Below are 26,300 nucleotides of genomic sequence, written 5' to 3' on the forward strand. Positions count from 1 at the left end.
ATATTGGGTCTATTACTTAACCTTGTCAAGATTCTGTGCGAAAGTGGCACAGTGATGACGCGCCGCGAAGTCCGTCGAGACCTGCGACCCCGGCAGCTCCAGCGACAGGACCGTGCCGTTGTGGCCGGACGACGGCCAGCGCACCGCCGGCGTCGACGGGTTGCCGGTCGCCGCGAACTTGACCCAGGCAGCGCGCATCGAGTCCGCCAGCGCGGTCTGCTCCGCGTTCAGCGCGGCCGGGAAGGGAGCGTTCGGAAGGTCGAACAGGTACCACATCTCGGAGCCGTGCGTCGCGACCGAGAGGAACCCCGGAGGCGCGAAGATGAACGGCGACGTGTCGTCGTCGAACTCATAGCCGTACGTCGGGACGTGGCGGGCGGTCCACTTGTTGACCTGAGCTGCACCGCAGGCGAAAGTTGCGTCTCCGATCAAGGTGCCGAACGCCTTGTCAGGTGATGAATAGGCGGAGAGCGGGTAGTCGGCGGCGATGGCTGCGGCTTGGGCGGGTGTGATCCGGAGCGCGGTGGCGATGTTGCTCTCGTAGTTCGCCGCGGTGACCGGGCTGGTGTAGGGGACGTTGTACCCGCGGCTGACGACGCGACCGCCGAGCGTGAAGAGCGCTTCCTCGTCGTGGTTGCTGCCGTTGAGGATCGTCACGTGGTTGAAGCGGCCGGCGGCGAGCGCCGTACCGATCGACTCCTTCAGCACCGCGCCGTCGACGACGCCCGGGATGAGGGCGGTCGCGGTCGAGATGTTGTCGACCAGCGTCTGCACCGGGACCTTCCGCAGGCAGTCCGCCGACTGGTCGGGGCAGCCGACCTTCGTGGCGAACTCCTCGCCGAACGTCTCAGCCTTGGCCGGCGGTTCCTGCTCCAGGGCGAACGCGCCGCTCTCCACGATCGCCCGCTGGAACAAGTCCTTCGAGCTGCGGGAGGTGACGTGCGCGAGTACGGACAGGCCGCCTGCCGACTCACCGGCGATCGTGACGTTGTGCGGGTCGCCGCCGAACTGGCCGATGTTGCGCTGCACCCAGCGCAGCGCGGCCTGCTGGTCCATCAGCCCGTAGTTGCCGGCCGGTCCCCCGGGGCTCGCCGCCAGCGCAGGGTGGACGAGGAAGCCCAAGGCGCCGAGCCGGTAGTTGATGGTCACGACTACGGCGCCGGCCTTCGTCAGCTTCGTGCCGTCGTAGTTCGAGCCGGCGTCTCCGACCAGGCCGCCGCCGTGGATCCAGACCAGCACCGGGCGCTTGGTGAGCGAGTGCTGGGCCGGCGTCGAAACGTTCAGGTAGAGGCAGTCCTCGGACAACTGGGCAGGCGTCACCACGCTCGGTGCCTGCGGACAGCCCGGCCCGTACGACGTCGCGTCGCGCACGCCCTGCCAGCTCGCCGCGGGCTGCGGTGGCCGCCACCGGAGACTCCCGGTCGGAGCCGCGGCAAACGGCACACCACGGAACGAGTAGGTGCCGTCAACACTCACACCACGCACAGCACCGTTGCCCGTAGCAACAACCGGATCATGACCGGCGATGGAGGCCGTGGTGGTGGCCGTGGTGGTGGCGTTGGCTGCGGGCAGACTGCCGGAGCCGAGTGTCACGGCGGCGGCCGCGGTGGCAGCTACGGTCGCCGCCGCAGTGAGTAGGAGGCGGGGACGGATGGTTCTCACGATTTGAGTACCTCGTTCGGGGAGAGTGGTTGGTTACCGCAACCACTCTCCGGCCCGCGACCACCCGTCGCCCCAGGGAGAATCCCTGGTTCAGGCGGCGGACTCCCTGGGTGTCTGCCACTCGGCGGGGCCGTCGGACCCGGCCTCGTACTCCTCCAGCGGTACCTCATCGGTGTGCCAGGCGTCGATCACCGGCTCCAGGATCTCCCAGCAGCGCTCGGCGACGTCACCGCGCACCGAGAGCAGCGGGTCGCCGCGCAGGATGCCGTTCAGCACCTCGCCGTACGGGAGCACCGCCGACGACGGCAGCGTCGCGTCCAGGAAGACCTGACCCATCGTGTACGGGCCGTCGACGCCGAGCGCCGGGACGGACAGCGACAGCTCCCCCGGGTTCAGACCGATCCGCAGGGTCTCGCCGTCGCGCCCGCCGTGCAGGCCCGACGGCAGGTGCCGCAGCGGCTTGAACTTGATCACGATCTCCTTGCGCGCGGCGCCGAGCGCCTTGCCCGATCGCAGCGTGAACGGGACACCGGCCCAGCGGTTCGTGCCCACCTCGACCGTCACCTCGGCCAGCGTCTCGGTCTCGCGGGCCGGGTCCACGCCCGCTTCACCGGCGTACGGCGGAACCACGCGACCGTTCGCGATACCCGCGGTGTACCGGGCTCGCCGGCTCGCCTCGATCGCGGAGCCGCGATACAGGTGCGTACTGCGCAGGGCACGAGCCATCTCGCTGCGGACCTCGACCGCGTCCATCGTGGCCGGGGCGTCCATCGCGAGCAGGGCGAGGACGAGCAGCAGGTGGCTCTGGATCATGTCCACCAGCGCGCCCGCGTTGTCGTAGTACTGCGCGCGACCCTCCAGGCCGAGTGTCTCGTCGTACACGATCTCGACACTCTCGATGTGCTCGGCGTTCCAGACCGGCTCGAACAGCCGGTTGGCGAACCGGAGGCCGATCAGGTTCAGGACCGCGGTGCGGCCGAGGAAGTGGTCCACGCGGTGCACGTTCTCCTCGGGCACGAGCGAGCCGACCAGCTTGTTCAGCGCGGCCGCGGACGCGGCGTCGGTGCCGAACGGCTTCTCGAACGCCAGCTCGGTGCCCTCGGGGAGCTCGACCCGCTGGAGCGTCTCGACGATCGAGGTCGTCACGGCCGGCGGCAGCGAGAAGTACAGCACCGGCGCCGGACCGGCGAGCTCGAGGAGCGCGCGGAGGTGCGCCGGGTCCGTCGGGTTACCGGCGACGTACTGCGTGGTTGCCAGGGTCTCCGCCGCAACCGGACCGATCTCCCCTTGGGACTCGAACGCTGTCCGGACGCGATCCGTCCACTCGTCCGCCGCCAGTGGCGAGCGGCCGGTGCCGATGATCCGCACGGCGGTGGCGCGCGGGCCGGCGAGCAGACTGCCCAGGCCGGGTAGCAGCAACCGGGAGCTCAGGTCGCCGCTGGCGCCGAAGATGACGACGGTACGTTGAGTCAACACGGTCAAACTCAACCACGTGAGCGGCAACCGCATTCCCCTACCCGGCGGTTGTCTCGAGGGATGGGTACGGCGTGTCCGGCAGGCCGAGGTTGCGCCAGACGAACCGCGGGACCCGGCCCAGGAAGCCGCGCAGGTACGCCGAGCAGAACGCGATCGCGGGCTGGCTGTGCTCCCCCGGGGTGAACCAGACCCAGTCCTCCACGATCCGGAACGGCGCGCCCGGCGTCGCCATCAGGTACTCCATCTGGCGCGGATGAATCACGTCGTAGGCGAACTTGGTGTCCGCCGCGGTGACCGCGAACCGATCGTTGAACGCCGCGCTCTCGAAGCTGATGCCGTTGCGGAAGAGGCCCTTCGGCCCGACGCTGAGCTGGGGCATCCGGACCGGCAACTGGAAGCCGAGAATCGGCTCGGAGTGGCTTTCGACCACGGTCCGGGTCTGCGAGTTGCCGTTGCTGTCCGTGTAGGTCTCGGTGCGCGAGGTCTTCCAGTGGTGCTTGAACGCGACGAACGGCGGGCCGTCACCATCCCGCCCGCGGATCACCTCGTCGGTGCGGTGACCGTAACCGCCGCGGTTGACCGGCGTGTACTGCAGCAGGCTGTCGTCGACGCCGATCCAGTACCAGTCCGGGTGGTGGTAGAACCGCAGCCGCGGCTCCGGCTCCGGCTGGATCCAGTGGTCGAGCGGCGTCGCGTCGATCGCCGCCGCGATCGCATCGAGCTGCTCGAGCCACGGGCCGAGCTGATCGAGATCCTTGCGGGGTGGATTCAGTACGACGATCTGGTCGCCGTCGACGCCGAGGTTCACGCCCGGCCGGCCGGCCGCCAGCGCGTTCAGCTGCACGCACAGCTCCGGGGTCATCACCTCCTGCGCGAACGCCGGGTCCATCGCGCCGAGCTGCCATCCCGGCCCGAGTTGCGGCGGGGTGACGACGCCCTGCGCGAGAACGCCGTACCGGGGTGCGGTCCGGCCGCCCGTGATCCACAGCTCGGGCAGCCGCCGCGACAACGTCACCATGCCGACCCAGCCGGACCAGTACGCCGACTTGTACTCGATCACCTGGAACGTGCGCCCGGTCGCCGTCCGCCCGGTGATCTGGTCGTCGGGTTTGCGCACGAACCCGAGCCCGAACGGCGGATTGCTCAGCCGGGCCACCGCGTCGAACGTCGGGCTGTTGACGAAGCTCCAGCCACGCTCCCGGATCGATCCGATGTACCGCTGCCGGCGGACGAGCGCGACGATCCCCCACACGATCGCAGCCACGGCCAGCAGCAGCGCCAGCACCATGAAAACGATCAAACTGCTCACGTAGGCCTCCCCGATCCGGCTGCTTGCACACCGGACGATAGCGCCGGGACAGGATCAGGTGAGGGCAGCCGGCAGCGGTTCGGCGTGGACGATCTGCAGGCGGCTGACCGCTCGCGTGAGGACGACGTACAAGCGGTGCAGGCCACGGGGCTCGGCGGCGACGATATGAGCCGGCTCGGCGACCACGACCGCGTCGAACTCCAGGCCCTTGGCCAGCGTGGCCGGCACGCACACCAGGCGCACGGTGTCGATCTCGTCCTCGGTCTCGCCGATCAGGGCCACTTCTAGCCCGGCCGCGGCGATCGCGTCCCGCAGTGCCACGACCTGGTCGTCCGCCGCGATCAGTGCCACCGAACCTTCGCCCGCGAGCGCCGCACGACATTCGGCCACCACCTGGTCCGCGAACGTGGACGCGTCGGCCGGCACGATGCTCAGCGCGTCGGCGACCGTTCGTACGCCGCTGGGTGTGCCGAGCGTCGGCGCGATCTCGGGCAGCAGCTTCGCCGCGAAGTTGATGATCTTGGCCGGCACCCGGAACCCGCGGTCGAGCTCGGCGACAACGCCGTCGCCCTTGTCCAGATGACCGAGCACACGGTCCCAGGAACCGGCGGCCCACGGCGTCGTCGCCTGCGCGAGATCACCGAGCACTGTGGCCGATCCTGTGCGGCAGCGCCGACCGAGCGCCCGCAACTGCATCGCCGACAGGTCCTGCGCCTCGTCGAGGACGAGGTGCCCGAGCGAGCCGGTACGCCGCTCGATCAGGTCCTCGATCTCGTCGAGCAGGACGGTGTCCGCGAATGACCACTTCGCCGACTTCCACGAGCGTGCCGGCTTCGGCCACAGCAACGCCGTACGCTCCTCGGCTGTCAGGTCGGTGGCCGCGGCGGCCAGGAAGTCCGCGTCCGAGAAGAGCCGGTGCAGGACCTGCTCGGGGAAGACCCGCGGCCAGACCGAGTCGAGGACGTCCTTCACCGGCTTCGAGCGCGCGACCGCGTTCTGCACGCGGTCGTCCGGCGATTCGGCGCGCTCCTCCATCCGGACCAGCACGACGTGCGCGATCCGCTGCGCGAGCGCGTTCCGCCCAGGCGCGTACCGGGTCGACTCGCGCAGGTCCGACACGATGTCGACGACTTCGTAGTCGTGCACTCGGTAGCGCCGAGACCCCTTGCTGTAAAGGACTCCCTCGGTCGGCGTACCGACGTACGACCACAGCGCACGGCGCAGTACGTCGGCCATCCGCGCGTCGCCTTTCAACCGCGCAGCCTCCGTGGCGTCGGTGGCCGCGGTGGGGCGGGTCAGCAGCTCGTCGATCGTGATCTGCCGGACGTCGACCTCGCCCAGCGCGGGCAGGACCTTGCGGATGTACGAGAGGAACGACCGGTTCGGGCCGACGATCACGACACCGCCGCGGCCGAGTCGTTCGCGTTCGGTGTAGAGCAGGTAGGCGACGCGGTGCAGACCAACCGCCGTCTTACCTGTGCCGGGTGCGCCCTGCACGCAGACACTCGGATGCAGGGGCGCGCGGACCAGGTCGTCCTGCTCGGGCTGGATCGTGGCCACGATGTCGCGCATCGGGCCGGTGCGCGGCCGTTCGATCTCGGACCGCAGGAACTTGTCCGCCTGACCAGAATCAACACCGCCCTCGACGCCGCCGATCAACGGCTCGTCCTCGAACCCGGTCAGGTCGGCGTGATCGGAGAAGCCGTACCGCCGTCGCATCACCACCCGCCGCCGGTCGCTCGCGGTCGCGCGGTAGAACGGCACCGACACCGGTGCGCGCCAGTCGATCACCAGCGGGACGCCGGAGCCGTCGTGGACATGCCGGCGGCCGATGTAGATCTGGTCCAGGTCCTCGATCGTGCCGTGCTCGTAGTCGAGCCTGCCGAAGAACAGTGGTACGTCGGGCAGGTCGAGGAGCGCGTGGGTGCGCATCTCCTTGGCCCGCTGGTTGGCCTCGTTGGTGAAGCGTTCGTCGTTGTCCTCGCCGCCGATGACCTGGACGTCGCGGTCCACGACCTCGGCGTACATCTTGCTGAGTGCGGTGCGGGCGGTGGCGAGAAAGGCGCGTTCGGACGCCAATTCAGGTTCGACCATCGGTGAGAGCCTCGAATCGTGAGCTGGGTCCCGCCCCGGAGCAGATCCATCCGGTTCGATTCGATCCCGAAAAGACAGACCGGCGACGCTACCACCGAGGCCGGTGGCCTGCCACCGATTTATCTGAGCCAGTCGGGCGTGTGCTCGGCGTCCCGGGGGAACGCGGCCAGATCGGCCGGGTAGATCGCCCGGTCGACAGCAATCGACCACGCCGGTTCGTGGTCGTAGTCGAAGTCGGTCGCGAAGTGCCCGGTCGAGGTCACCGTGACCTTCGCGGTGAGCCAGGTGCCCTTGCCCGGCTGGTACATCGACCGCCGCAGCTCCTCGAAGTGATCCTCGAGACCTTCGGGCAACGGGTCCAGCTGGGTCTCCCCCGACGGCAGCACCACGTCCGCATCCAGTTCGGCGTACGACGTCGTTGCCCGGTAGACCGCGCTGACCTCACGCCACCCGGCGGGCAGATCCGCGACCAGGGCGCGGGCGATCGTGTCGATGATGCCGATCTCGCTCATGCCTCCGCCTCGCTACGCTCGTCTCCGGCATGAGCGAGATGCTCGGCTCTACCCATTGTTCGCTCGCTGCGCTCGCTCATGCGCGCTCCCGGGACGACACCGGCTTGGTCTCTCTGAAGATACGCCGGGGTGAGTGCTTGCCGTCGTGCCGGTCCACGACGGTGCGGGAGGACGGCCGGTCCGTCGTACTGTTCGCGTGGCGGACGTCGATAGCGGCGTGCACCTGGATGCCGGAGGCGCGCATCGCCTGCCAGGTCTGCTCCATCGCGCGCCAGTTGTTGCTTCCGGCGCGCGCCCGGTTCTGCTCCTGCGACTGCGCGGTGAGGTTGATCGACTCCCCCGGACCGTCGAACACCGTCGCGAACAGGTGACCGCCGTCGTCGGTGCGTTGGCGATCGGGCTCGCCGGCCTCCCGTTGCGCGGACACGTTGCGCCGCTCGTCGTTCTGGTCGGCCGGCAGCCAGCCCAGCCAGCCCTCGGCATGGGTGACCCGCCCGGCCTTGTCGGTCGTGTACAGGTACCGGTCGTCGACGACGTACACGGCCGACGGCTCGGGGTTCATCAGGTCGGTGTTCCAGTGGCCGACCCGCCCGGACTGTTCCTTGTGCACCGGCAGCCCGGCGTACTTCTCTGGCACCACCGGTACGTCGCCCGGGCCGTAACCGACGGCGCGGACGTCGGCCGGATCGGCGGATTGCTCGATCCGGGCCGACGCCCGCGACGGTCGTTCAGGCATACGTTCTTTCTACCGGCTGAAGGTGTCAGCCGTCGTTCTCGGCGGCGGGGATGACCGCACCCGGAACGTTCTGCGGCGCCACGATCTTGTCCTCACCGGGGTACGGCAGGGACCAGTTGTGCGCCTCGTACCAGTTGTAGTGGTTCATCTGGGCCGGGTTCGCGAAGTCGGCCCGGGCGTTCGGGCCGGTGGTCCGCTGCTGGTCCTTCCACGCCGACCACTGCGCCGCCATCGACTCCATGCCGGCCGGGACGGTCACCGCCGGCGCAGCCGCGACGGCCGGGTTCTGCGCCGCCGGCACGTCCAGACCGCAGGGCGGCGGGGTCTTCAGGCCGTCGGTCAGCGCGACCCGGTTCGGGAGCACGGTGAACGGCGTGTAGTCCGGCTTGCTGGTGAACGCGCCGAACATCGGGGTGGCCGCGGTGTCCTTCTGGTTCATCGGCTTCATCCCGAGGATCTGCTCGATCGTCCGGAGCAGCGTGATCTGCGTGTAGTAGTGGCTGTCCACGGCACCGTGCTGCGCGTACGGGCTGATGATCTGGATCGGCGCCCGGTGACCGTCGACGTGGTCGAGACCCGCCTGCGAGTCGTCCTCGACGACGAAGATCGCCGAGTCCTTCCAGTACTTGCTGTGCGTGATCTGGTCGACGATCCGGCCGGTGGCCAGATCGTTGTCGGCAACCTGCGCCGGACCGTTGGCCGGACCGCCGGTGTGGTCGTTGGACAGCCAGAACATGTTCAGGTTCGCCGGGCCGTTCTTCAGGAAGTCCTTGCGCCAGATCTCGGTCTTGTAGATGTCCGGGACGCTGGTGTCGAACTGCGGGAAGCCCTGCACCGACACGTCGTTCAGGGACGGGATCGCCGACCCGATCTTGATCGGATACTTGGTGTCCGCCCCGGTCGCGATGATGTTCTTCGTGTCGCAGTAGTAGTTCTGCCAGGTGCCGTCGGCCGGCTTCTGCTCGATCGACAGGAACTCGCCGAAGTTCTTCACCGACTTGCCGGCCGCCTGGACGCCGGTCCAGAGGAAGCCGCTCTTCTGGTGGCCGAGGGCATCGTTCTCGGTGTCGTAGCTGCGCAGGTACTCACCGGCGGACGACTCGGTGTACTCCGGGTTGTCGGCCTGCATCAGCCAGTTGTGGCCCTCGGCGGAGTTCGTGCCGATGTCGTAGGTGTTGTCGTACAGCCCGAACTGCTTGGCCAGCGCGTGCTGGTTCGGCGTGACGTTCTCGCCGTACTGCGCCAGCGCCGGATCGCCGTTGCCCTCCGGGATGTCGCCGTACACCTGGTCGTAGGTCCGGTTCTCCTTGACGATCAGGAACACGTGCTTGATCGTCGAAGGGTCGCCAAGCTTCGCGGGGACCGGCACCGGCTGACGCCGACCCTGGTCCGTGGCGACCTGGGCCGAGCCTTTCGTCCAGCCGTTCTGGTCGAAGACGGTCTGCGTGTACTTCTTGATCGCGTGGTCGTCCGGCAGCTGGAACTTGGTCAGGCTCGACGTGGTGTCGTGCGTGCTGTGCCCGGCGGCCGTCGTCGTGCGGCGGGCGTCGATGCCTCGGGTGTTCGACACCACGATGTCCTTGCCGACCTGCGCGAGCTCGGCCGGGAAGTAGTCGGTCGGCAGCAGGCCGACGTAGCTGACCGGCTCGAGCGGGTTGCGGTACTTGTAGACCGCGATCGCGTTCGCGCGACCGAGCGACACCAGCAGGTGGCCGTCGTCGGTCAGTGTGACACCGTCCGGCTCGTAGCCGACCGACGCTTCGGGCCACGGCTGCGTGGCGATCGTCTGGACGACCTTGTCACGGTTGGTGTCGATGACGGACACGTTGTTCGTGGCCGTGTTGGTGACGAAGACGGCGCCGTTCTTCGCGTACAGCGCGGTCGGATGCAGCCCGACGTCGATGCCGGCGACAGCGGCGCCCGGGTTCTTCAGGTCGATCACGCTGACCGTACCGGTCGTGGTGATCGCGTTCTGGTTCGCGACGACGTCGGTGCCGTACGAGTTGATCGTGGTGTCGCCGGGCTTCGCGGTCCGGCCACCCTCGTTGCTCACGTACAGCTTGTCGCCGACCATGACCAGGTCGCGCGGCGCGTTGCCGGTCGCCCAGCTCTGCTTGATCGCGCCGGTCGCGGTGTCGATCGCGACGACCTTGTTCTGGCCGTTCACCGCGGAGTACACCGTCGAGCTGTCCGCCGAGAACACCGCCTCGGAGGCCAGCGCGCGCTTCGTCCCGTCAGCCGGGATCGCCACGAACGTCGGGTTCGCCAGCGAGCCGTCTGCATTTACGGTGAACTTCCGGTAGCCGTCGGCCTGCCCGAGCCAGACCTGCGAGCCGTCCGGCGAGTACGTCGGACCCTCCTGGCCGACGTCGTTGCCGGGGATCTTGAGATCCGCCGCGGCGTTGTTGCCGATGTACTGCTGGACCTTCCAGTTCTTCAGGTCGATGATCGCGAGCGCCATCCCGCCGTCGGTCACCGAGGCGGCCATGTGACTGCCGTCCGGGCTGACCGAGGACGACATGATCTTGCCCTTCTGGAGGACGAGACGGTCGCCGATCGGCTTGATGTACTGGTCGGCCGAGACGACCTGACCCTTGTCGGTCACCTGCCCGACCTGGTCGTGGCCGAAGCCGGTCGTCGAGGCGACCGCGGTGCCGGCCAGGGCCACCGCGACGGCGGTAGCGCCCGCTGTGACCAGTGGTACTCTGCGCCGGAGGGGACTTGGCGAGCCCTCTTCGTCACGCCTGCGGCGGCGTGTTACCTGCATGGGAGTTGTCCCTTCGGGTTGGGCTTCAGTTGACAGGTAGCAGTTCGATGTTGCCGTCGAACTGCCACAGGGGGTTCGGTTCGTCCCCGGACGGGGTGCGGACCAGGAAGAAGCCGTTCACTTCTTTCGGTCCGTCCCCGTCGGCGACGTACCGACCGAGTGGATTGATGTCGAGTTGGTAGATCGCGGAGCCGGCCGCTTCCACTCCGGGGATGTGCCAGCTGACGACGCAGCGCCAGTCGTTGCCGGGTCCTTGCGCGGCGACCTGGTCACCGCCCTTGGTGCATTCGGCGGCGCTCTGCAGCTGTTGCTCGGTCACGTCGGCCCGGTTCAGCTGCTTGGTCTGCAACCGGTACAGGTGCGCGAACTCGACCGCAACCGCGCGCTGCACCTTGCCCTGATCGATCCCCGACCCGAAGCCGGTCACCGGAGCGACGGCCGCGGTGGTGACACCGAGCAGTACGACGAGGGGCAGGAGGCCGGCCGTCAACGCGAGACGACCGGAGCCGTCGTGCGTCGGGTTGGTGAAGTCACGGCGTACGAAGATGAAGTACGCAAGGCCGGTCGCGACGAGGGCCCAGACCAGGCTGACGATCACGCCGATCAGCAGCGGGCCGAGTTGTGCCGGGCTGGTGAAGAGGCCGTTCCAGCTGATGAACGCGTAGCCGGGAAGCGCGAGGCGGAAGGCAACCGGGACCGGAAGCTGCTGGACGAGCTGCATCGCAAGCGCCACGACCGCCGGGAGCAGGAGGCCCATCGGCGATCGGCCGAGCGCAACTGAGCCCAGTAGGCCGATTGCGGCAAGGGCGAGAGTCGGTGCGAGGGCGCAGAGCCAGGCGAGGAACACAGTGCCGGCCGCGTTGCCCGGTGAGAGCAGGTGACCGTCGAGGCCGATCAGTTGCCGGTTGCCGACGACCAACAGGCCGCTGATCGTGCTCGACACGACCAGCCCGATCACCAGCACCAGGATCACGGTCAGGCTGGACAGCGCCTTCGAGACGAAGATCCGGCGCGGCGAGCGGACCGCCACCAGCAGATGACGCCAGGTACCGAGGCGGTCCTCGGACGCGAACACGTCACCGGCGATCAACGAGGTCAGCAACGGCAACGCCCACGAACCGGAGAAGCCCAGCAGCACCAGCGGACCGGCCCATCCGGTGGCGTGCATCCAGCGACCGAACAACGTGTCGACCGGGAGCGACGCCTGCTGGCTGATGACGGCCACGAAGAGGGCGGGCGCAAGCCAGCATGCAACGATCAGCACGCGGACGCGCCACTGCGTGAGCAGCTTGGCGAGTTCGAAGCGGTACCCCCGGATGATCGGCACCCGGCGGGCGACCTCACGGGGTTCGGGGGCAGCCACGGTGGCCGTCATCAGTTGGTCTCCTGCTGCTCGGTGAGGGCGATGAACGCGGCTTCGAGTGGCGACACCACCGGCGCGAGTTCGCGGACGGCGATGTCGTCACGGACCAGCCGCTTCACCAACTCGTCCACTGCCGGCACGGCTGCCGAGATCACCAGAAGCTCGACACCCTCTTGTACGGCGCCTGGGTCGCGTAGCCGGATGCCCTTGGTCTCGCGGGCCAGTCGACGAGCCGCTACCGGGTCGGAGGTGAGGACGCGGTAGTCGAGTTCGCTGTCCTCCGAGGCCAGCTTGCTGATCGGGCCCGAGAACGCGACCCGTCCGGTCGACAGGATCGTCACCTCGGAGCAGAGCGCCTCGACGTCGTCCATCCGGTGGCTCGACAGCATCACCGCTGTGCCGTCGGCGGCCAGCCGGGTGAGGACGCCGTACACGTGCTTCTTGCCGGCTGGGTCGAGGCCGTTGGACGGCTCGTCGAGGATCAGCAGCCGAGGTTTGGTGAGCAACGCGGCGGCGAGGCCGAGGCGCTGGCGCATGCCGAGCGAGAACCCGCGGACCCGGTCGTCGGCCACGTCAGTCAGGCCGACCTGGTCGATCGCGTCGTCGATGTTCATCGTGCGGTCGCCGCGCAGCTGGGCCAGGGCGGCGAGGTTCTGCTTGGCGGTCATCGACGGGTACAGACCGGGGCCGTCGACGAAGCCGGCGACACCTTCGGGGACGGCGAGTGCGCGGCCGACCGGCGTACCGAGGATCTCCAGTTCGCCGCGGTCGGGAACGGCGAGGCCGAGCAGCAGGCCGAGGAGCGTGGTCTTGCCGGCTCCGTTCGGTCCCACCAGGCCGTGGATCTGGCCGGGTGCTACGTCGAGGTCGACGCCGTCGAGTGCGACGACCTCGCCGAAGTACTTGGTGATGCCGCGGGCACGGACAGTGGGCGGTGCGTCCATGGGGAATACATTAGAAAGCAATGTACGGTCACGTGAAGAGCAAAGGTTAACTATTGGCGAACTAGCGTGAACTCCTTTCAGCCAAGCTCTCAGCGGACTCTCAGTTGCGTTGCTGCGGATCGATGTAGTGGAAGGTCGGTCCGGCCGTGGTGTGATCGTCCTCGCTCAGCTGCAGCAGCTTCAGGGCTTCGGCCTTCAGACCGAACATCGCCTTGACGGCGTCGCGGATCAGCGCGGGCTCGCCGGTGAAGCTCTGCTCGAGCAGGAACAGCAGCGTGCAGTAGGTGTTGTCGAACTGCTCCTGGGCGGCGCGGATCTGCGCGTTGTCCGACCGGCGCGGGTTCGCCTGCATCGGCGACACTCCGGTGGGATCGAAGGTGACCGGCTCGCCGGTCGGACCGGACTGCGGCGTGTCTCCCCGCTGGTAGCGCCGACCGAGCTTCAGTTCCTCGAAACGGTAGTAGTGCGCAACCTCGTCGCGGTCCGAGTGGAAGATGTCGTGGTCGCCGTCCCAGACCTCTCCCCGCGACGTACCTTCTCCTTGCTCGACGATCTCTTCCAATGCGGCCAGCGCCGACGCCAGGTCGGTGACCGGCTGAAGCGTGCCGGCGGTGTGGTGGAACGGTCCTGCGGTCACCTGACGAGCCGGGTCGCCGGAGAACACCTTGTCCTCGCCGAGCGTCTCGCACAGGTACCGGAGCCCGTCTTCGATCGCGTCATAGAACTGCCCGATGGTCTCGTAGTGATCGCTCTCGGCGGGTGAACCGGGCGCCTCGGGCTTCTCGAGCCGCAGGAACATCTCCAGAGCATCCGGCCCGAAGGGGAGCAGCGACAGCTCGATCGAACCGTGCGGCAACTCCCGCGGGTATCCGGGCAGCATCGCGGGGACGTCCAGCCGTGGTTCGCCGCCGACGGCGTTCAGCAGGTTGGCCGCCAATGAGAGATGGATCATCTCCTCGACGAACACGCTGCTCACCAGTTCCACCGCGTCCGGGTTCCGCGCCGGATCCAGCGAGTAGAGGGCACAAAGGTACGGCGGAATCGTGGCGTGCTCGAGCTCGATCGCCCACTGCAGGTGCTGGTGAAGACTGTCAATTGTCTCGATGCGCTGGTTCATACCTGTTGAGACAGCACAACCACCTCCCCTGTGACCGTCACAGCTCGCCGGTCTGAACTGTCTTCCACTACAGACCGATCAACTGGAAGGTGAGCTTCGATGACTGATACGACCTCCACCGCGTGGCAGACCGCGTTGACGATGCTGCAGGAGGTGGAGCCGCCCTTCGTTCCCGAGGGCTTCCACGTGATGACCGTCGACATCGAGTACCCGGCGGGTGACCCCGGCGCACCGCCGCACCGGCATTCGGGTCCGGCGTTCGGGTACGTCGTCGCGGGCGAGATGTTGTTCGAGTTGGAGGGGGAAGCGCCGCGGGTGATCAAGGCCGGCGAGGCGTTCTGGGAGCCGGGCGGTGACGTCATCCACTACCAGGACGGCAACAACCGGTCGGACGTCCCGGTGAAGTTCACCGTGACGATGCTGTGCGCCCCCGGGCAGGAGATGTTCACACTCGTCCCGGAGGAAGAGTTGGCCGAGCGGGCGGAGCGTCGGGTTCAGCGGTAGGCGCGGGCCTGGAGTTCGAAGAGTTCGGCGTAGCGGCCGCCGGCCGCGAGCAGGTCTTCGTGAGTGCCGACCTCTTCGACGCGACCGCGGTGCATGACGACGATCAGGTCCGCCATCCGCACGGTCGAGAACCGGTGCGACACCAGGACGGTGATCCCGCCGGTCTCGGCCGCGGCGATCTTCGCTGCGGACGCGTACTGCTCGTAGAGCCGGTGCTCGGCCTCCGGGTCGAGAGCAGCGGTCGGCTCGTCGAGCAGCAGGAGCAGCGGGCGCTCGCGCATGAACGCGCGGGCCAGCGCGAGCCGCTGCCACTGCCCGCCGGACAGCTCGACCCCGTCGGTGAACTTCTTGCCCAGTTGGGAATCCAGCCCCCGCGGCAGCCCGGCGACCACCGACTCGGCATCGCCGCGGACCACGGCCGCCCGTACGGCGTCCTCGTCCGCCGCCCGCTCGATGTCGCCGATCCCGACGACCTCCCGCGCGGTGAACTCGAACTTCACGAAGTCCTGGAAACCCGCCGACAGCTGCGACCGCCACGCGTCCGGCTGGACCGTCGCGAGGTCCACGCCGTCGACGAGGATCTGGCCGGTCGTCGGGTCGTACATCCGGGCGAGCAGTTTGACCAGCGTCGTTTTGCCGGCGCCGTTCTCCCCCACCAGCGCGACCGCCGCCCCGGCCGGCACACTGAGGTTCAGGTCGCTCAGGACCGCGGAATCCGAACCAGGATAGGAGAATCCGACGTTCCGCAACTCGATCCCGGTGGTGATCCGGTCGGGCGCCGAGGTGACACTGGTCCGCCACGAGTTCTGCTTCGCGTACTCGCGCAGCCAGTCGTACCGCCCGAAGCTGCGCACGACCTCACCGACCCAGTACACGTTCTGCGCGATACCGCCGGTCATCTGATCCACCTGCGGCGCGAGCAGCAGGACGAGTACGACGTCTCCCGCGGACGCCTGACCGTTCCGTGCCCGCGCGACGACCCAGACGATCGCCGCGGCGTACGCGAGACCGAAGGCGAGCCGCACCGAGCCGTCCACCTTCCCGCCCCACCGCGCGGCCGCGACCCGGCGATCGAAACGCTGCGTCTGCAATGCGAAGATCCTGTCCAGCAAGACCTTTCCGAGCCCGAACACCCGCAGCTCCAGGCCGGTCCGCGGATCCTTCGCCACCTCGATCAACCGGTCGACGAGCCGCTCCTGCGGCATCGACTCCTCCCACGCCTTGCTCTGTCGCGTGCTGCTCAGGTACGCCGACCAGATCCGCGCACCGCCCAGCAACGGGAGCACCAGCAACAGCGGATGCACCGATCCGAGCAACGTGAGCACGGTCGCGGTGTTCGTCACGGTGGCGAACGCCCACAGCAGCACCTCGGCGCCGACCCCCATCCGCCACGCCTTCTCGCGCACGAGCTCGAGCCGGTCCGCGACATCGGGCCGCTCGTGATGCGACAGGCCAGGGATCGCTGTCGTCACATCGAGCAGGTCGGCGTGCACCCGGCCCGCCATCCGTTCCTGCGCGGTGTCCTGGAGCGGCCATCCGAGCCCGTCCGCGACGAACGACACCGCGAGGCCGCCGACGATGATGCCGATGCCCAGCGCGATCGTGCTCGACCGGTCCGACGCGATCCCGTCGACCAGCCGACTCACGCCGTACGTCTGGGTCGGTGCCGTGATCGCGCGGGCCGCGACCAGCACCGTCGAGATCGCCATCAGCCCCGGTGCTGCACGGAAAGAGGTGGACAGCCACAGCCAGAGGATCCGCAGACTACGCATCGACTGCCTCCGGTCCCGTCACGTACCGCTCGGCCTGGAGCCGGAACATCCCGGCGTACTCGCCGTCCTGCGCCAGCAGCTCCTCGTGGGTGCCGTCCTCGACGATCCGGCCGTCGGACAGCACACAGATCCGATCCGCGTTGCGTACCACCGAGAACCGGTGCGAGATGATCAGCGACGCCACTCCGGAGGTCAGCTCCAGGTACCGCTCGACCAGCTCGGCCTCGGCCCGTACGTCGAGCGCCGCGGCCGGCTCGTCCAGCACCAGAACACCTGCGCCGGCATGCACTGCGAACAACGCCCGAGCCAGCGCGACCCGCTGCCACTCACCACCGGACAGGTCGACCCCGCCGTCGAAGGTCTTGTCCAGCACGGTGTCCCAGCCTTTCGGCAGGCGCCGTACGACCTCGTCGATCCCGGACTCACGCGCGACCTTCGCCAGGGTGAGCTCGTCACCCGCGCGTTCGACCGCGCCGAACACGACGTTGTCGGTCACCGACAACGGGAACCGCAGGAAGTCCTGCACGATCGCGGCCACCCGCCGCTGCCACACGGTCAGGTCGAGGTCCGTGAGATCGACACCGTCGACGAGAATCCGGCCGCTCGTCGGCTTGTACGCGCCGCCGAGCAGCTTCACCAGTGTGGACTTGCCCGCACCGTTGACGCCGACGAGCGCGAGCGCTTCCCGCGCGCGGATCGTGAGGTCGAGGTCGCGCAGTACGGCGACGTCCGAACCCGGGTAGTGGAAGCTCACCTTCTCGAACCGGATCTCGCGGGCCGGCATCGTCTCGATCCGATGCTTCGTGGTCACGGCCGGCTCCGGATGGCGTTCCTCGATCGTGGCGCTGAGGTCCCGCATCGCGCGGTACGCCGAGAGTCCGCGGCGGACCTGTGCCACGCCGTACCCGTTGCTCGCCTGACCGATCGCGAGGATCGCGGGCAGCGTGGTCGCGACCTGCGTGAGCGGCAGCGTTCCGTTGTAGGCGGCGCGACCGACGGCGAGGATCGCGACGCCGTTGGCGATCAGGTGGACGCCGCCGATCAGCAACGACCACTTCGCGTTCCGCCGGCGGCGTGCCCAGACCGGGCGGTAGCCCGCCGTCCATTCGCGGACATACCGCTCCACGAGCCAGTTGTGCAGACCGAACACGCGCAACTCTTTCGGAGCGTCACGCATGCCCAGGTTGAACAGGTAATGGGCTCGGCGCTGCTCCTCGGTGTTGCCCCACCAGACGTCGACCTCGCGCTCGATCAAGCGACCGCCGTACCACTCCAGCAGCATCGTGACCGCGACCAGCATCGCCGCCACCCACCAGGCGAACATCACGCCGACGATCACCGCGGAGCCGACCAGCGTCACCCGGCTCGCGATCAACCACGGCAGTTGCCCGAGCCCCTGCGCGAGATGGAAGCCGCCCTTTCCTTTCGCACGCTCCTGGACGTCCAGTACCTGGGAGTCCTCGAGGTGCTCGATCCGGCGCGGTTTGAGCAGCGGCTCGGTGATGCCGGTGCCGATCGCGCGGACCAGGCCGGCGTCCATCACCAGCGATGCGACCTGCTGCACCGCGGGCGTCAGGCTGTCGATGACGAACACCGCGAGCAGGCCGCCCAGCAGCCACCCGAACTCGCCGATCGGCATCGCGTCCGGGCCGCCGTCGATCACCCCTGGAACCGCCCCGACGACCCGACCGGTCAGCAACGTGACCGCCATCCCCAGCAGCGAACCGAGGACAGCCAGACCCATCGTCAGAAGGGTGCCTCCAGGTGCAACCCGCACTCCGTACCGCAGCAGCGTCAGCACCCGACCGACCGTAACGGCCCGCACCGACAAAACGCACCCGAGTTTCCGGGCCGGACCGGAAAATCCGGCGGCCCGGAGCGGGCCGCCGGATCGGTACGGTACGTCAGCTACCGGTGGCGAAGAAGGTTGCGAAGACCTTCTGCAGCGCGGACGAGTCGACCAGGGTCGGATTCGCGCTGCCCTGGTTGCCCCAGCCGTAGGTGTAGTCCATCACCGGGGACGGCACGAGCCGCTTCCACTCCGTCAGGATCGCGTGCTCCTGCGTTGCGGTCGGCAGGTTGTAGTAGTGGCTCGTCGCCCGCTCCTGGCCGAAGGCCTGGTACACCGGCACGATCGCGGCCAGCGGGACGCCGGCCGCGCGAGCCGCGCTGACCTTCTCCCCGATCTTGCCGAGGTCACACTGAGGATTCGCGACCGAGCAAGGGTACGGGTCGAGTCCGACCAGGTCGACGTGGCTGTTGGCCGGCGCGAACGGCTGGTAGTCGGCGACCTTGCTGAGCACGATGAACGACTTCTGCCGGCCACCGCTCGCGGCGCGAATGTAGTCCGCTCGCGACCGCAGCGCCGCCGGACCGCCGGGGCAGTCCCCGATGTGCGGCTCGTCGGACAGGTAGTAGGCGAAGACCTTCGGGTTCGAGGCGAGGGCGTCGACCTTGGCCTTGAAGGTGCTGTCGGCCGGGCTCGGGCACTTCTGACCCAGCCAGAAGACGGCTTGCACGCCGGTCGGCAGCGCGCTCAGGCTGGACACCGAGGACTTGTCGGCCAGGTTGTAGCCGAGGGCGAAGGGTGCGGTTCCGCCCTGGAGATTCGCGACGAAGTGCCGGGTCGGTGTCTGCGCCTCGGCCTGAGCCCCGCCGGACGTGCCGGTCAGGGCCACGACGAGACTTGCGAGCAGCCCGAGCAGGCCGGTGCCGAGCGCGATCTTGGTGGTGCGCGTCACGGGCGGCCCCTCTCGCCGCAGGTCGCGACAAGGGTGGCGAATCGGGCCAGGAGCTGCTGAGGAGGGAAGGCGGGCATGCGGAAACCTCTCGGGGCGCGACGGAAACACCGGACGGCAGGGGTCCGTCCGGGTCGGCAGGTCACCGCCGGTGTTCGTGCTGCGCCCCAGCCGACAGCCCGCGCTACGCGGCGGTCACTGACGGGCGAATCGGTCGCCCGTCACTGCCTGGCGCGTGACACTACCGTGATCTTTCCGAGACATCGACCCGACCCCGGATATCGGTCGCTCTGGTCCGATCGCCGGGACGGTCACAGAATGCCGCGGTCCGCGAAGGCCTTCTGGACGACGGTCGCCTGGCTCGGGCCGTACAGCGACCGCGCGGTCGCGACGGTCTGCCGGGCCGCCGCCGCGAAGCTGGTGTCCGGCGCGAAGCCGAACTGCGCGTCGACGATGATCCGGTCGGCCACCGCCGGGCCGAGAGCGGTCCGGATCTGGTAGAGGGCCTGGGACCAGATCTCCCCGTCCGCGTGCACCTCGCCGACGACATCCTCGGGGTAGTGCTTGCCGGCGTCGAGACGGCGCAGGCAGTGCGGCACGGTCGAGGTGTACGACGTCGCGTCCCAGTCCATCACGCAGGCCAGGTCCGCGGCGACGGGTACGCCGTACTGCTTCGCCACCCACTCGCCCACGGTCACCGCGAAGTAGTCGCCCCACGCTTCACCGATCGAGCCCGCCTCGAGTGACGTCCCGAAGCCCGGCACCTGCGCGTCGTGCACAGCGTGACCGGTCTCGTGCACGATCACCTCGCCGTCCTCTGCGTCGTCCACACCGCCCTTGCCGAGGGTGATCGTGTCGTGCTTGTCCCAGGAGAACGAGTTGTCCACGCCGTACTGGTCGACCTTGTAGTCCTGGCTCTCCGCATTCACCGCCGGGAGGTCGCGGCCGAAACCGAGCGACTGCAGGTACTTCTGCGCCTGCGTCCCCCAGAAGTACGCCATCACCTGCTCGAACTGGTCGTCGTGCCGGTCGTAGAAGTAGGTGCCGTTCGTGGTGTACGCCGGAGTGCCGGTGGCGCTCTTCACGTTCGCCCAGGTGCCGTTGAGGTAGCCCGAGCCGTCCAGGTCGGTCAGCGTCACCTCGTAGTAGGCGCCGCGCGGAACGGCCGTTGCCGAATCCTTCTGGTCCGTGAGTCCCTCGTTACCGCTCGACTGGACCGGGTTCGGAATGAACACCAGCGCCTTCGCCGTCGTGGCGCCCGTCGGGGGCTTGGCGTCGGCGGCCGGAGCGGCCAGAGCCGCCAGGGTCAGCACAGCAGCCGAGGTCAGGGCAACAGAGGCCTTCAAGGTCTTCGACCGCATGGCTCGCTCCGGATCGTTCGCAGGGAAATGTTTCCACACGGTAGATCCTGGTTCGCGGCGACGGAAGATGTCGTTATCCGACGATGGGCTCCGCGTGCGCTTCGGCGTACCCGGCCGCGGCCAGGCGGTCGAGGGTGCGCTGCAGGACCGCGGTGTCCTCGAGGGTCCGGACCTCGGTGATCTTGCCCCACTTGATCCGCAGGAACTGGTGCACGACGTTCTCGTACGTCGACCCGTCGACGACGTTCACGTGCACGGTGACCGCTGTGGCGACCCGCGTGTCCCACGGCCAGCCGGTGACCAGCACGTCCTGGACCTCGAAGTGGGTCCCGGGCAGCAGCCGGAAGCAGCGTTCCCACCAGCGCCGCAACGCCTCGTGCGTACGCCGCTCGCCGCCGAGGGCGTGATCTCCGTAGAACCGGTACGTGAACGACGGCGCCATCCCGGCCACCATCGCCTCCCAGTTGCCGGCGCTGATCTGCGTGAACGCGTTCCGTACCTGCCGGGCCACGATCCAGTGGTAGATGCCCATGCCGCCACCGTAACCATGTGAGTTCAATGACGCAACTGACTACACTCGGGGCATGCGGAACACCAGCTTCGCCTCGATGCACTGCTCGCTCGCCCAGTCCCTGGAGCTGATCGGCGACTGGTGGACACCGTTGGTGCTGCGCGATCTCTACCTGGGCCTGAACCGCTTCGACCAGTTCGTCAAAGACCTCGGCATCTCCCGCAACCTGCTCACGGACCGGCTCGCCACGCTCGTCGACGGCGGCCTGGTACGACGTACGCCGTACCAGCAGAACCCGGTGCGCTACAGCTATGAGCTCACCGAGGCAGGACGGGAGCTCGTACCGATCCTGATGGCTCTCACCGCCTGGGGCGACCGCTGGGCGACTCCCCCGGCGGGCCAGCCGATCCGGTTCACGCACTCGACCTGCGGCAAGGTCACCACCCCGACGGTCTGCTGCTCGGAATGCGGCGAGGCGCTGGACATGGGCGACGTCGAGCCGTCGCCGGGACCGGGCGGGCGGACAGCTCCCGGTACGGCATTGATAGCGAGCGTTCTAGGACTCGAGCCGAAGTCGTAGCAGCTCGGCGAGCGGCATCGACTCGCCGTCGCGGGCGCCCTGTCCGACGACGAGCGGCGGATCGGACGGCTGGACGCGGACGCCGGCGACGCGGGACTTCAGGCTGGCGGGTACGCCGAGGATGTAGAAGTTGCCGTCGACGTCAACGGCGAGCGAGCGGTTGCGGCGCAGGTACCACCCGATGAGATCGGTGCGGTAGCTGGCGTTCGAGCCGATCACCTGAGCGCGCAACGGCTCGGGATCGACGCCGCGCTCCCTGAGGGTCGCGATGAAGCCGGCCAGCAACTCCCGCGCCTGAGCGCTCTCGGCGGCCTTCTTACGTTCCAGCGCGGCCGCATGCTCGACCGCCGCCTGCCGTCGCTCCTCCCGCCAGCTCGTCACCCCCTCACCCTACGGTCAGTCGACGCACAGGCAGAACGGGTGTCCGGCGGGGTCGAGGAAGACGCGGAACGACGTACCGGGCTGGTGGTCGGCCTTGGTCGCACCGATGGCCAGTACCTCAGGCTCCGCCTCGTCGAGGTCCCGCACCATCACGTCGAGGTGCAGCTGTTGTGGCACGTCCTGGGTCGGCCACGTCGGCGCCTTGTAGTCCTCCACCTGCTGGAACGAGATGCAGTTGCTCCCGTCCTCCGGGCGGATGTCGGCCCAGCCCTCACGGGCCTCCACCTTCCAACCCAGCAACTCACCGTAGAACTGGCCCAGGACAGCGGCGTCCGGGCAGTCCAGGACAAAACTCGGGTACTTTGCGATAGCCATGGCTCGCACCCTAGTAGCCATTGCGGACGGTTTGCGTCCGGTTAGCCGGCAGAATTCCCGGCGAGCGTCTGCCAGGCGCGATCGAGTCCTGCCGCGAGGCAGCCGGCCACCACTGTCTCGGTACCGAGCACACTAGCCTTCACCTCCGGCATCACCGGGGCGAGCTGACGCAGCTGCTTGGTGACGGCCTCGAGGAAGCCCGGCGCCTGCCCGATACCGCCGCCCAGGACGACCAGATCGGGATCCACGACCGTGATCACCGTGCACACCGCCTTGGCCACCAGCAACGCCTCCTCGGCGACGACCGCGGCCGCGAGCGGATCGCCCCGTACCGCGGCCGCGAACACCTTCTCCGCCGTCGACGCCCCACGGACACCAGCCCGACGCGCCGCCCGTACGACGGCAGCCGCCGACGCCGACGCGTCGAACCCGCCCCGCTTCCGCGCGTCCCGCGGATCACTGCCGCTGCCCTCGGTGAACGGCAGGTACCCGATCTCCCCCGCCACACCGTGCGACCCGTGCCGTAGCTTGCCGTCGAGCACCAGGCCCATCCCGATACCGGTGCCGACCGAGACGAACGCGAAGCTGTCGACGTCCCGGCCATGCCCGTGCGCCCGCTCCGCGATGGCCGCCGCGTCCACGTCGTTCTCGATCATCAAGGTCGGCCCGAAACGCTCCCGCAGTGCAGCCAGGGTCGCCGGCGAGTCCCAGCCGGACAGCCGGCCGGTCAGCGTCAGCGCATCGAGCCGGGGATCGTAGACACCGGGACTGCCGAGCACAGTCTGGGTGAGTTGCGTGACCTCGATGCCGGCCTCGGCCGCAAGCGTCCCCGTCAGATCCACAAGTTCCTGGATGCGGGCCATCGCGTCCCCGGCCTTGGTCCGCACGCTCAACCGCGAGCGCACCGTCCCCGCGAGATCCGCGATCCCACCGCGCAGGTACTCGCGCCCGACGTCGAGCCCGAGCACGAACCCGGCCTCGGGCCGTACCTCGTACAGACTGGCCGCCGGCCCGGGTACGCCGGTGCGCTGACCGGTCACGTGGACCAGACCGGTCCGCTCCAGTGAGCTCAGCGCCGCGGACACGGTCGGCTTGGACAGACCGGTCAGCCCGGCGAGCTCGGTGCGAGAGATCGGCCCGGACCGCCGGATGTGGTCGAGCAGCACCTGCTCGTTGATCTCGCGGATCAGCTGCGGCCGCGCAGCCGCGGCGCCTCCGGCAGCACCACCGGCAATAACAGTCACGCCGAACCCCCCTCGCTCGCTAACAACTCGGACAACTCGGCCAACAAGTTCTGGCGATCCCTTGTGGTGCCGCTGATAGTTAAGTTAGTTTCCTATCGATTCTATTGGTCGGCGCGAGGAGGTGCCACCCCGTGGTTTCCACACCGGTCGTCCTCGGGCTGGACTTCGGCGGCACGAAGATCGCCGTCGCCGTCGGGGACCTCACCGGTCGCCGCCTCGGCGCGACGACCATCGACAGCCGGGACGGCGCCGGCGCCGCGGAGGCGATGAGCCGTTGCCTGACAGCGGCCCGCGAACTCCTCGCGGAGGTCGCGCCGGATCACGAACTGGCCGGTGTCGGCGCGGCGACGCTCGGCATCCCGTACGACGACCGCGTGGAACTGGCTCCGACCTTTCCCGGCTGGGGCGAGCTCCCCTTCGGCCGGTTGATCCGGGACGCGTTCCCCGGCGTACCGGTGCGGCTGGCGACCGACGTCAAGGCGGCCGCGGCGGCCGAGTTGCGCTGGGGTGCGCTGGCCGGTTGCGACCCGGGGCTCTACGTCAATCTCGGCACCGGTCTCGCGGTCGCGATCGTTGCCGGCGGCACCGTGATCACCGGCGCGCACGGCGCGTCCGGCGAGATCGGCTACAACCTGCGCTCCCCCGCCGACGTGTACGTCGCCGGTGACGGGCGCACGATCCTGGAACACGTCGTCAGCGGCCAGGCGCTCGAGACCACCGGGACCGCCCGGCTCGGGCGACCGGTCACGGCCGCCGACGTCTTCACGATGGCGCGCACCCACCCGGACGCCGCCGTCCTCACCGACCAATTCGTCCGGGAGCTGGCCACCCACCTCGCCAACCTGGCCATCGCCGTCGATCCGTCCCGGATCGTCGTCGGCGGCGGGCTGGTCCGGTCCTGGGACCAGCTCGAACCCGGCCTGCGTCGCGCCCTCGACGCGGCCGTCCCGTTTCCGCCGGAGCTCTCGGTGGCACGGTTTCCCACGGACGCACCGCTGATCGGGGCGCTCGCCCTCGGCGTCGAGGCCGCAGGAGTCGACCTCGGCGCCGAAGCATTCGCATGAGCAGGATTTCCAGTAGTGAAAGGCAGAAGACGATGAGGGGCATCAAACGCATCGCCGTCGCCGCTGTGGCGGTCGGCGCACTGACCGCCGGGTGCGGCGGGGGTGACAAGCCGATCGGGAACGCGGCGTCGTCCAACCCGTCGTCGTCGAGCAGTAGCGGCGGCGGAAGCACCGGCGAGCACAAGAAGGGCGGCACCGTCACGATCGCCAACGTCGGCGGGCAGACCTGGCCGTGCCAGTTCAACCCGTTCAACCCGGCGGTCAACCAGGTCGCGCTCGGTTTCGTCTACGAGCCGCTGACGTTCGTGAACGTGCTCAAGGCCGGCGCCACCACGCCGATGCTGGCCACCGCCTTCACCTGGTCGCCGAAGAAGGACTCGATCGACTTCACCATCCGCGACGGCGTGAAGTGGAGCGACGGGCAGCCGTTCACCGCCGACGACGTCGTCTACACCTTCACCCGGATGAAGGAGCAGCCCGCGCTCGACCTGTACTCGCTGTGGACCGGCGCCGGGCTGACCAGCGTGTCGGCCGCCGGCAACAAGGTCACGCTGAAGTTCAAAGCCGCGGCCGAGCCGTACTTCTTCAACTTCGCCGGCCAGGTCGGCATCGTGCCCAAGCACATCTGGTCGGCCGGCGAGGCCGCCTCGAAGCCGGCCACCTGGACCAACCCCAAGCCGGTCGGGACCGGGCCGTTCACGGTCGAGTCCTGCAGCGGCAACAACATCTCGTACGTCGCCAACGGCAACTACTGGCAGCCGGGCAAGCCGTACGTCGAGAAGGTCCAGTACCCGGCGTACCTGGACAACAACCCCGCCAACCTCGACCTGGCCAGCGGCAAGGCGCAGTGGGGCGGTCAGTACATCCCGAACATCGACAACTTCTACAAGGCGAAGTCGCCGGAGAACAACTACTGGTTCCCGCCGACCGCGAACGTCGCCCTGGTCCCGAACAACGACCCGTCCCGTCCGGCGACCAGCAAGCTCGAGGTCCGGCAGGCGATCGCGTACGCACTCGACCGCGAACAGATCTCCAAGATCGGTGAGAGCGGGTACCAGCCGGCCGCGAACCAGACCGGTGTCGTCACGCCGACGTTCGACAAGTACTTCGACAAGGACGCACTGACGGCAGCCGGGTACGACAAACCGAACCCGGACAAGGCCAAGCAACTCCTGCAGACCGCAGGGTACTCCGAGTCGAACCCACTGAAGCTGAACGTCATCACGGTCACCGGCTACACCGACTGGGACGCGTCGCTGGCGGTCGTGAAGCAGCAACTGGCGAAGGTCGGGATCGAGCTGACGATCCAGGACCTGCAGCAGCAGTCGTACAACCAGAAGCTGTACACCGGCGACTACGACCTCGCGTACTCCAGCCTGTCCGGCGGGCCGTCGCCGTACTACGAACTGCGGCAGCTGCTGTACTCGAAGAACTCCGCGCCGATCGGCAAGCAGGCGAACAGCAACTACTCGCGGTACATGAAGCCCGAGGTGGACAAGTTGTTCGACCAGTACGCGAGCGCGGACCCGGACACGCAGGTCAAGCTGATCAAGCAGATCTCGTCGTACATGATCAAGGACGTGCCGATCATCCCGACCACCGAGTCGGTCGACTGGTACCAGTACAACACCAAGGATCTGGACGGCTGGCCGACGCAGGACAACCCGTACGCGCAGCCCGCGCCGTACAACATCCCGGACGTCGGTCAGGTCCTGACGAACCTGTACTCGAAGTCCGCCCAGAAGTAAGTCTGCGTAGAACTGAGGACTGGCGAAGCGTGAGCACGAGGA

22 protein-coding genes are annotated in these 26,300 nt (G+C 68.5%); 4 read left to right on the top strand and 18 right to left on the bottom strand.

Annotation, left to right across the window (positions count from 1 at the left end; all coding sequences use genetic code 11):
- Positions 1–12: 12 nt before the first annotated feature.
- The 10 genes from EV647_RS20580 to EV647_RS20625 form a co-directional block, all read right to left on the bottom strand.
- Complete coding sequence (locus tag EV647_RS20580; RefSeq protein WP_134005239.1) at positions 13–1,662, bottom strand: carboxylesterase/lipase family protein; 1,650 nt, start codon at positions 1,660–1,662, stop codon at positions 13–15.
- A 90-nt stretch (positions 1,663–1,752) separates the two neighbouring features.
- Entirely contained in the window at positions 1,753–3,138 is a 1,386-nt protein-coding gene (locus tag EV647_RS20585) for a glucose-6-phosphate dehydrogenase (RefSeq protein ID WP_202876247.1), read from the bottom strand.
- A 37-nt stretch (positions 3,139–3,175) separates the two neighbouring features.
- Positions 3,176–4,447, bottom strand: coding sequence for a hypothetical protein (locus EV647_RS20590; RefSeq protein ID WP_238177307.1), 1,272 nt, complete (start codon positions 4,445–4,447; stop codon positions 3,176–3,178).
- Between the two features lie 54 nt (positions 4,448–4,501).
- A complete protein-coding gene (locus tag EV647_RS20595) occupies positions 4,502–6,541 on the bottom strand; it encodes an AAA family ATPase (protein ID WP_134005243.1) in 2,040 nt (679 codons plus the stop codon).
- 119 nt (positions 6,542–6,660) lie between these two features.
- Positions 6,661–7,053: an immunity protein YezG family protein gene (locus EV647_RS20600; RefSeq protein WP_134005245.1), complete on the bottom strand. Its 393-nt coding sequence runs from the start codon at positions 7,051–7,053 to the stop codon at positions 6,661–6,663.
- A gap of 76 nt (positions 7,054–7,129) precedes the next feature.
- The gene (locus EV647_RS20605) at positions 7,130–7,789 is read right to left on the bottom strand and encodes a DNA/RNA non-specific endonuclease (protein WP_134005247.1); all 660 of its coding nucleotides are present in this window, start codon (positions 7,787–7,789) and stop codon (positions 7,130–7,132) included.
- 25 nt (positions 7,790–7,814) lie between these two features.
- The gene (locus EV647_RS20610) at positions 7,815–10,457 is read right to left on the bottom strand and encodes a bifunctional YncE family protein/alkaline phosphatase family protein (RefSeq protein WP_238175719.1); all 2,643 of its coding nucleotides are present in this window, start codon (positions 10,455–10,457) and stop codon (positions 7,815–7,817) included.
- Positions 10,458–10,581: 124 nt separating this feature from the next.
- Entirely contained in the window at positions 10,582–11,931 is a 1,350-nt protein-coding gene (locus EV647_RS20615; RefSeq protein ID WP_134005251.1) for an ABC transporter permease, read from the bottom strand.
- Positions 11,931–12,863 carry an ABC transporter ATP-binding protein gene (locus tag EV647_RS20620; RefSeq protein WP_134005253.1) on the bottom strand — a complete coding sequence of 311 codons (933 nt, stop codon included), beginning with the start codon at positions 12,861–12,863 and terminating at the stop codon, positions 11,931–11,933. The genes EV647_RS20615 and EV647_RS20620 overlap by 1 nt, the downstream gene beginning before the upstream one ends.
- Before the next feature lie 100 nt (positions 12,864–12,963).
- Positions 12,964–13,980 carry a ferritin-like protein gene (locus EV647_RS20625; protein WP_134005255.1) on the bottom strand — a complete coding sequence of 339 codons (1,017 nt, stop codon included), beginning with the start codon at positions 13,978–13,980 and terminating at the stop codon, positions 12,964–12,966.
- 99 nt (positions 13,981–14,079) lie between these two features.
- Here EV647_RS20625 and EV647_RS20630 point away from each other — a divergent pair, with 99 nt between their 5' ends.
- A complete protein-coding gene (locus EV647_RS20630; protein WP_134005257.1) occupies positions 14,080–14,484 on the top strand; it encodes a cupin domain-containing protein in 405 nt (134 codons plus the stop codon).
- Here the strand turns inward: EV647_RS20630 and EV647_RS20635 are convergent.
- The 5 genes from EV647_RS20635 to EV647_RS20655 form a co-directional block, all read right to left on the bottom strand.
- Positions 14,475–16,256: an ABC transporter ATP-binding protein gene (locus EV647_RS20635; protein WP_134005259.1), complete on the bottom strand. Its 1,782-nt coding sequence runs from the start codon at positions 16,254–16,256 to the stop codon at positions 14,475–14,477. The genes EV647_RS20630 and EV647_RS20635 overlap by 10 nt on opposite strands.
- The gene (locus EV647_RS20640) at positions 16,249–18,000 is read right to left on the bottom strand and encodes an ABC transporter ATP-binding protein (RefSeq protein ID WP_134005260.1); all 1,752 of its coding nucleotides are present in this window, start codon (positions 17,998–18,000) and stop codon (positions 16,249–16,251) included. Before EV647_RS20640 ends, EV647_RS20635 begins: the two co-directional genes overlap by 8 nt.
- 160 nt (positions 18,001–18,160) lie before the next feature.
- Positions 18,161–18,997, bottom strand: coding sequence for a hypothetical protein (locus EV647_RS20645; RefSeq protein ID WP_134005262.1), 837 nt, complete (start codon positions 18,995–18,997; stop codon positions 18,161–18,163).
- 308 nt (positions 18,998–19,305) lie between these two features.
- On the bottom strand, positions 19,306–20,355 hold the full coding sequence (locus EV647_RS20650; RefSeq protein ID WP_134005264.1) for a M4 family metallopeptidase: 1,050 nt from the start codon (positions 20,353–20,355) through the stop codon (positions 19,306–19,308).
- A gap of 73 nt (positions 20,356–20,428) precedes the next feature.
- A complete protein-coding gene (locus EV647_RS20655; protein WP_238177308.1) occupies positions 20,429–20,887 on the bottom strand; it encodes a nuclear transport factor 2 family protein in 459 nt (152 codons plus the stop codon).
- A 52-nt stretch (positions 20,888–20,939) separates the two neighbouring features.
- Between EV647_RS20655 and EV647_RS20660 the strand changes: the two genes are divergently transcribed.
- Positions 20,940–21,446 (top strand): helix-turn-helix domain-containing protein, encoded by a 507-nt coding sequence (locus EV647_RS20660; protein ID WP_134005266.1) that lies wholly within the window; start codon positions 20,940–20,942, stop codon positions 21,444–21,446.
- Here EV647_RS20660 and EV647_RS20665 read toward each other — a convergent pair.
- Genes EV647_RS20665 through EV647_RS20675 form a run of 3 tightly spaced genes read right to left on the bottom strand, consistent with a single transcriptional unit; the run spans position 21,423 to position 23,446 of the window.
- Positions 21,423–21,827 (bottom strand): hypothetical protein, encoded by a 405-nt coding sequence (locus EV647_RS20665; protein WP_134005268.1) that lies wholly within the window; start codon positions 21,825–21,827, stop codon positions 21,423–21,425. The two genes, EV647_RS20660 and EV647_RS20665, sit on opposite strands and share 24 nt — an antisense overlap.
- 15 nt (positions 21,828–21,842) lie before the next feature.
- Positions 21,843–22,202, bottom strand: a complete 360-nt coding sequence (locus EV647_RS20670; RefSeq protein ID WP_134005270.1) for a VOC family protein — start codon at positions 22,200–22,202, stop codon at positions 21,843–21,845.
- A 41-nt stretch (positions 22,203–22,243) separates the two neighbouring features.
- Complete coding sequence (locus tag EV647_RS20675; protein ID WP_134005272.1) at positions 22,244–23,446, bottom strand: ROK family transcriptional regulator; 1,203 nt, start codon at positions 23,444–23,446, stop codon at positions 22,244–22,246.
- Positions 23,447–23,577: 131 nt separating this feature from the next.
- Between EV647_RS20675 and EV647_RS20680 the strand changes: the two genes are divergently transcribed.
- Positions 23,578–24,510: an ROK family protein gene (locus tag EV647_RS20680; RefSeq protein ID WP_134005274.1), complete on the top strand. Its 933-nt coding sequence runs from the start codon at positions 23,578–23,580 to the stop codon at positions 24,508–24,510.
- 32 nt (positions 24,511–24,542) lie between these two features.
- Positions 24,543–26,258 carry an ABC transporter substrate-binding protein gene (locus EV647_RS20685; RefSeq protein WP_134005276.1) on the top strand — a complete coding sequence of 572 codons (1,716 nt, stop codon included), beginning with the start codon at positions 24,543–24,545 and terminating at the stop codon, positions 26,256–26,258.
- The last annotated feature ends 42 nt before the right edge of the window (positions 26,259–26,300 follow it).

The organism is Kribbella sp. VKM Ac-2566, assembly GCF_004366005.1.
In the GTDB taxonomy this organism is placed as follows: Bacteria; Actinomycetota; Actinomycetes; order Propionibacteriales; family Kribbellaceae; genus Kribbella; species Kribbella pratensis.

Coding starts and splice junctions, on each gene's coding strand:
- EV647_RS20660 (WP_134005266.1), top strand. CDS start 20,940: ATGCGGAACACCAGCTTCGCCTCGATGCACTGCTCGCTCGCCCAGTCC.
- EV647_RS20620 (WP_134005253.1), bottom strand. CDS start 12,863: ATGGACGCACCGCCCACTGTCCGTGCCCGCGGCATCACCAAGTACTTC.
- EV647_RS20595 (WP_134005243.1), bottom strand. CDS start 6,541: ATGGTCGAACCTGAATTGGCGTCCGAACGCGCCTTTCTCGCCACCGCC.
- EV647_RS20670 (WP_134005270.1), bottom strand. CDS start 22,202: ATGGCTATCGCAAAGTACCCGAGTTTTGTCCTGGACTGCCCGGACGCC.
- EV647_RS20625 (WP_134005255.1), bottom strand. CDS start 13,980: ATGAACCAGCGCATCGAGACAATTGACAGTCTTCACCAGCACCTGCAG.
- EV647_RS20685 (WP_134005276.1), top strand. CDS start 24,543: ATGAGGGGCATCAAACGCATCGCCGTCGCCGCTGTGGCGGTCGGCGCA.
- EV647_RS20630 (WP_134005257.1), top strand. CDS start 14,080: ATGACTGATACGACCTCCACCGCGTGGCAGACCGCGTTGACGATGCTG.
- EV647_RS20650 (WP_134005264.1), bottom strand. CDS start 20,355: ATGCGGTCGAAGACCTTGAAGGCCTCTGTTGCCCTGACCTCGGCTGCT.
- EV647_RS20640 (WP_134005260.1), bottom strand. CDS start 18,000: ATGGGTCTGGCTGTCCTCGGTTCGCTGCTGGGGATGGCGGTCACGTTG.
- EV647_RS20615 (WP_134005251.1), bottom strand. CDS start 11,931: ATGACGGCCACCGTGGCTGCCCCCGAACCCCGTGAGGTCGCCCGCCGG.
- EV647_RS20605 (WP_134005247.1), bottom strand. CDS start 7,789: ATGCCTGAACGACCGTCGCGGGCGTCGGCCCGGATCGAGCAATCCGCC.
- EV647_RS20655 (WP_238177308.1), bottom strand. CDS start 20,887: ATGGGCATCTACCACTGGATCGTGGCCCGGCAGGTACGGAACGCGTTC.
- EV647_RS20600 (WP_134005245.1), bottom strand. CDS start 7,053: ATGAGCGAGATCGGCATCATCGACACGATCGCCCGCGCCCTGGTCGCG.
- EV647_RS20635 (WP_134005259.1), bottom strand. CDS start 16,256: ATGCGTAGTCTGCGGATCCTCTGGCTGTGGCTGTCCACCTCTTTCCGT.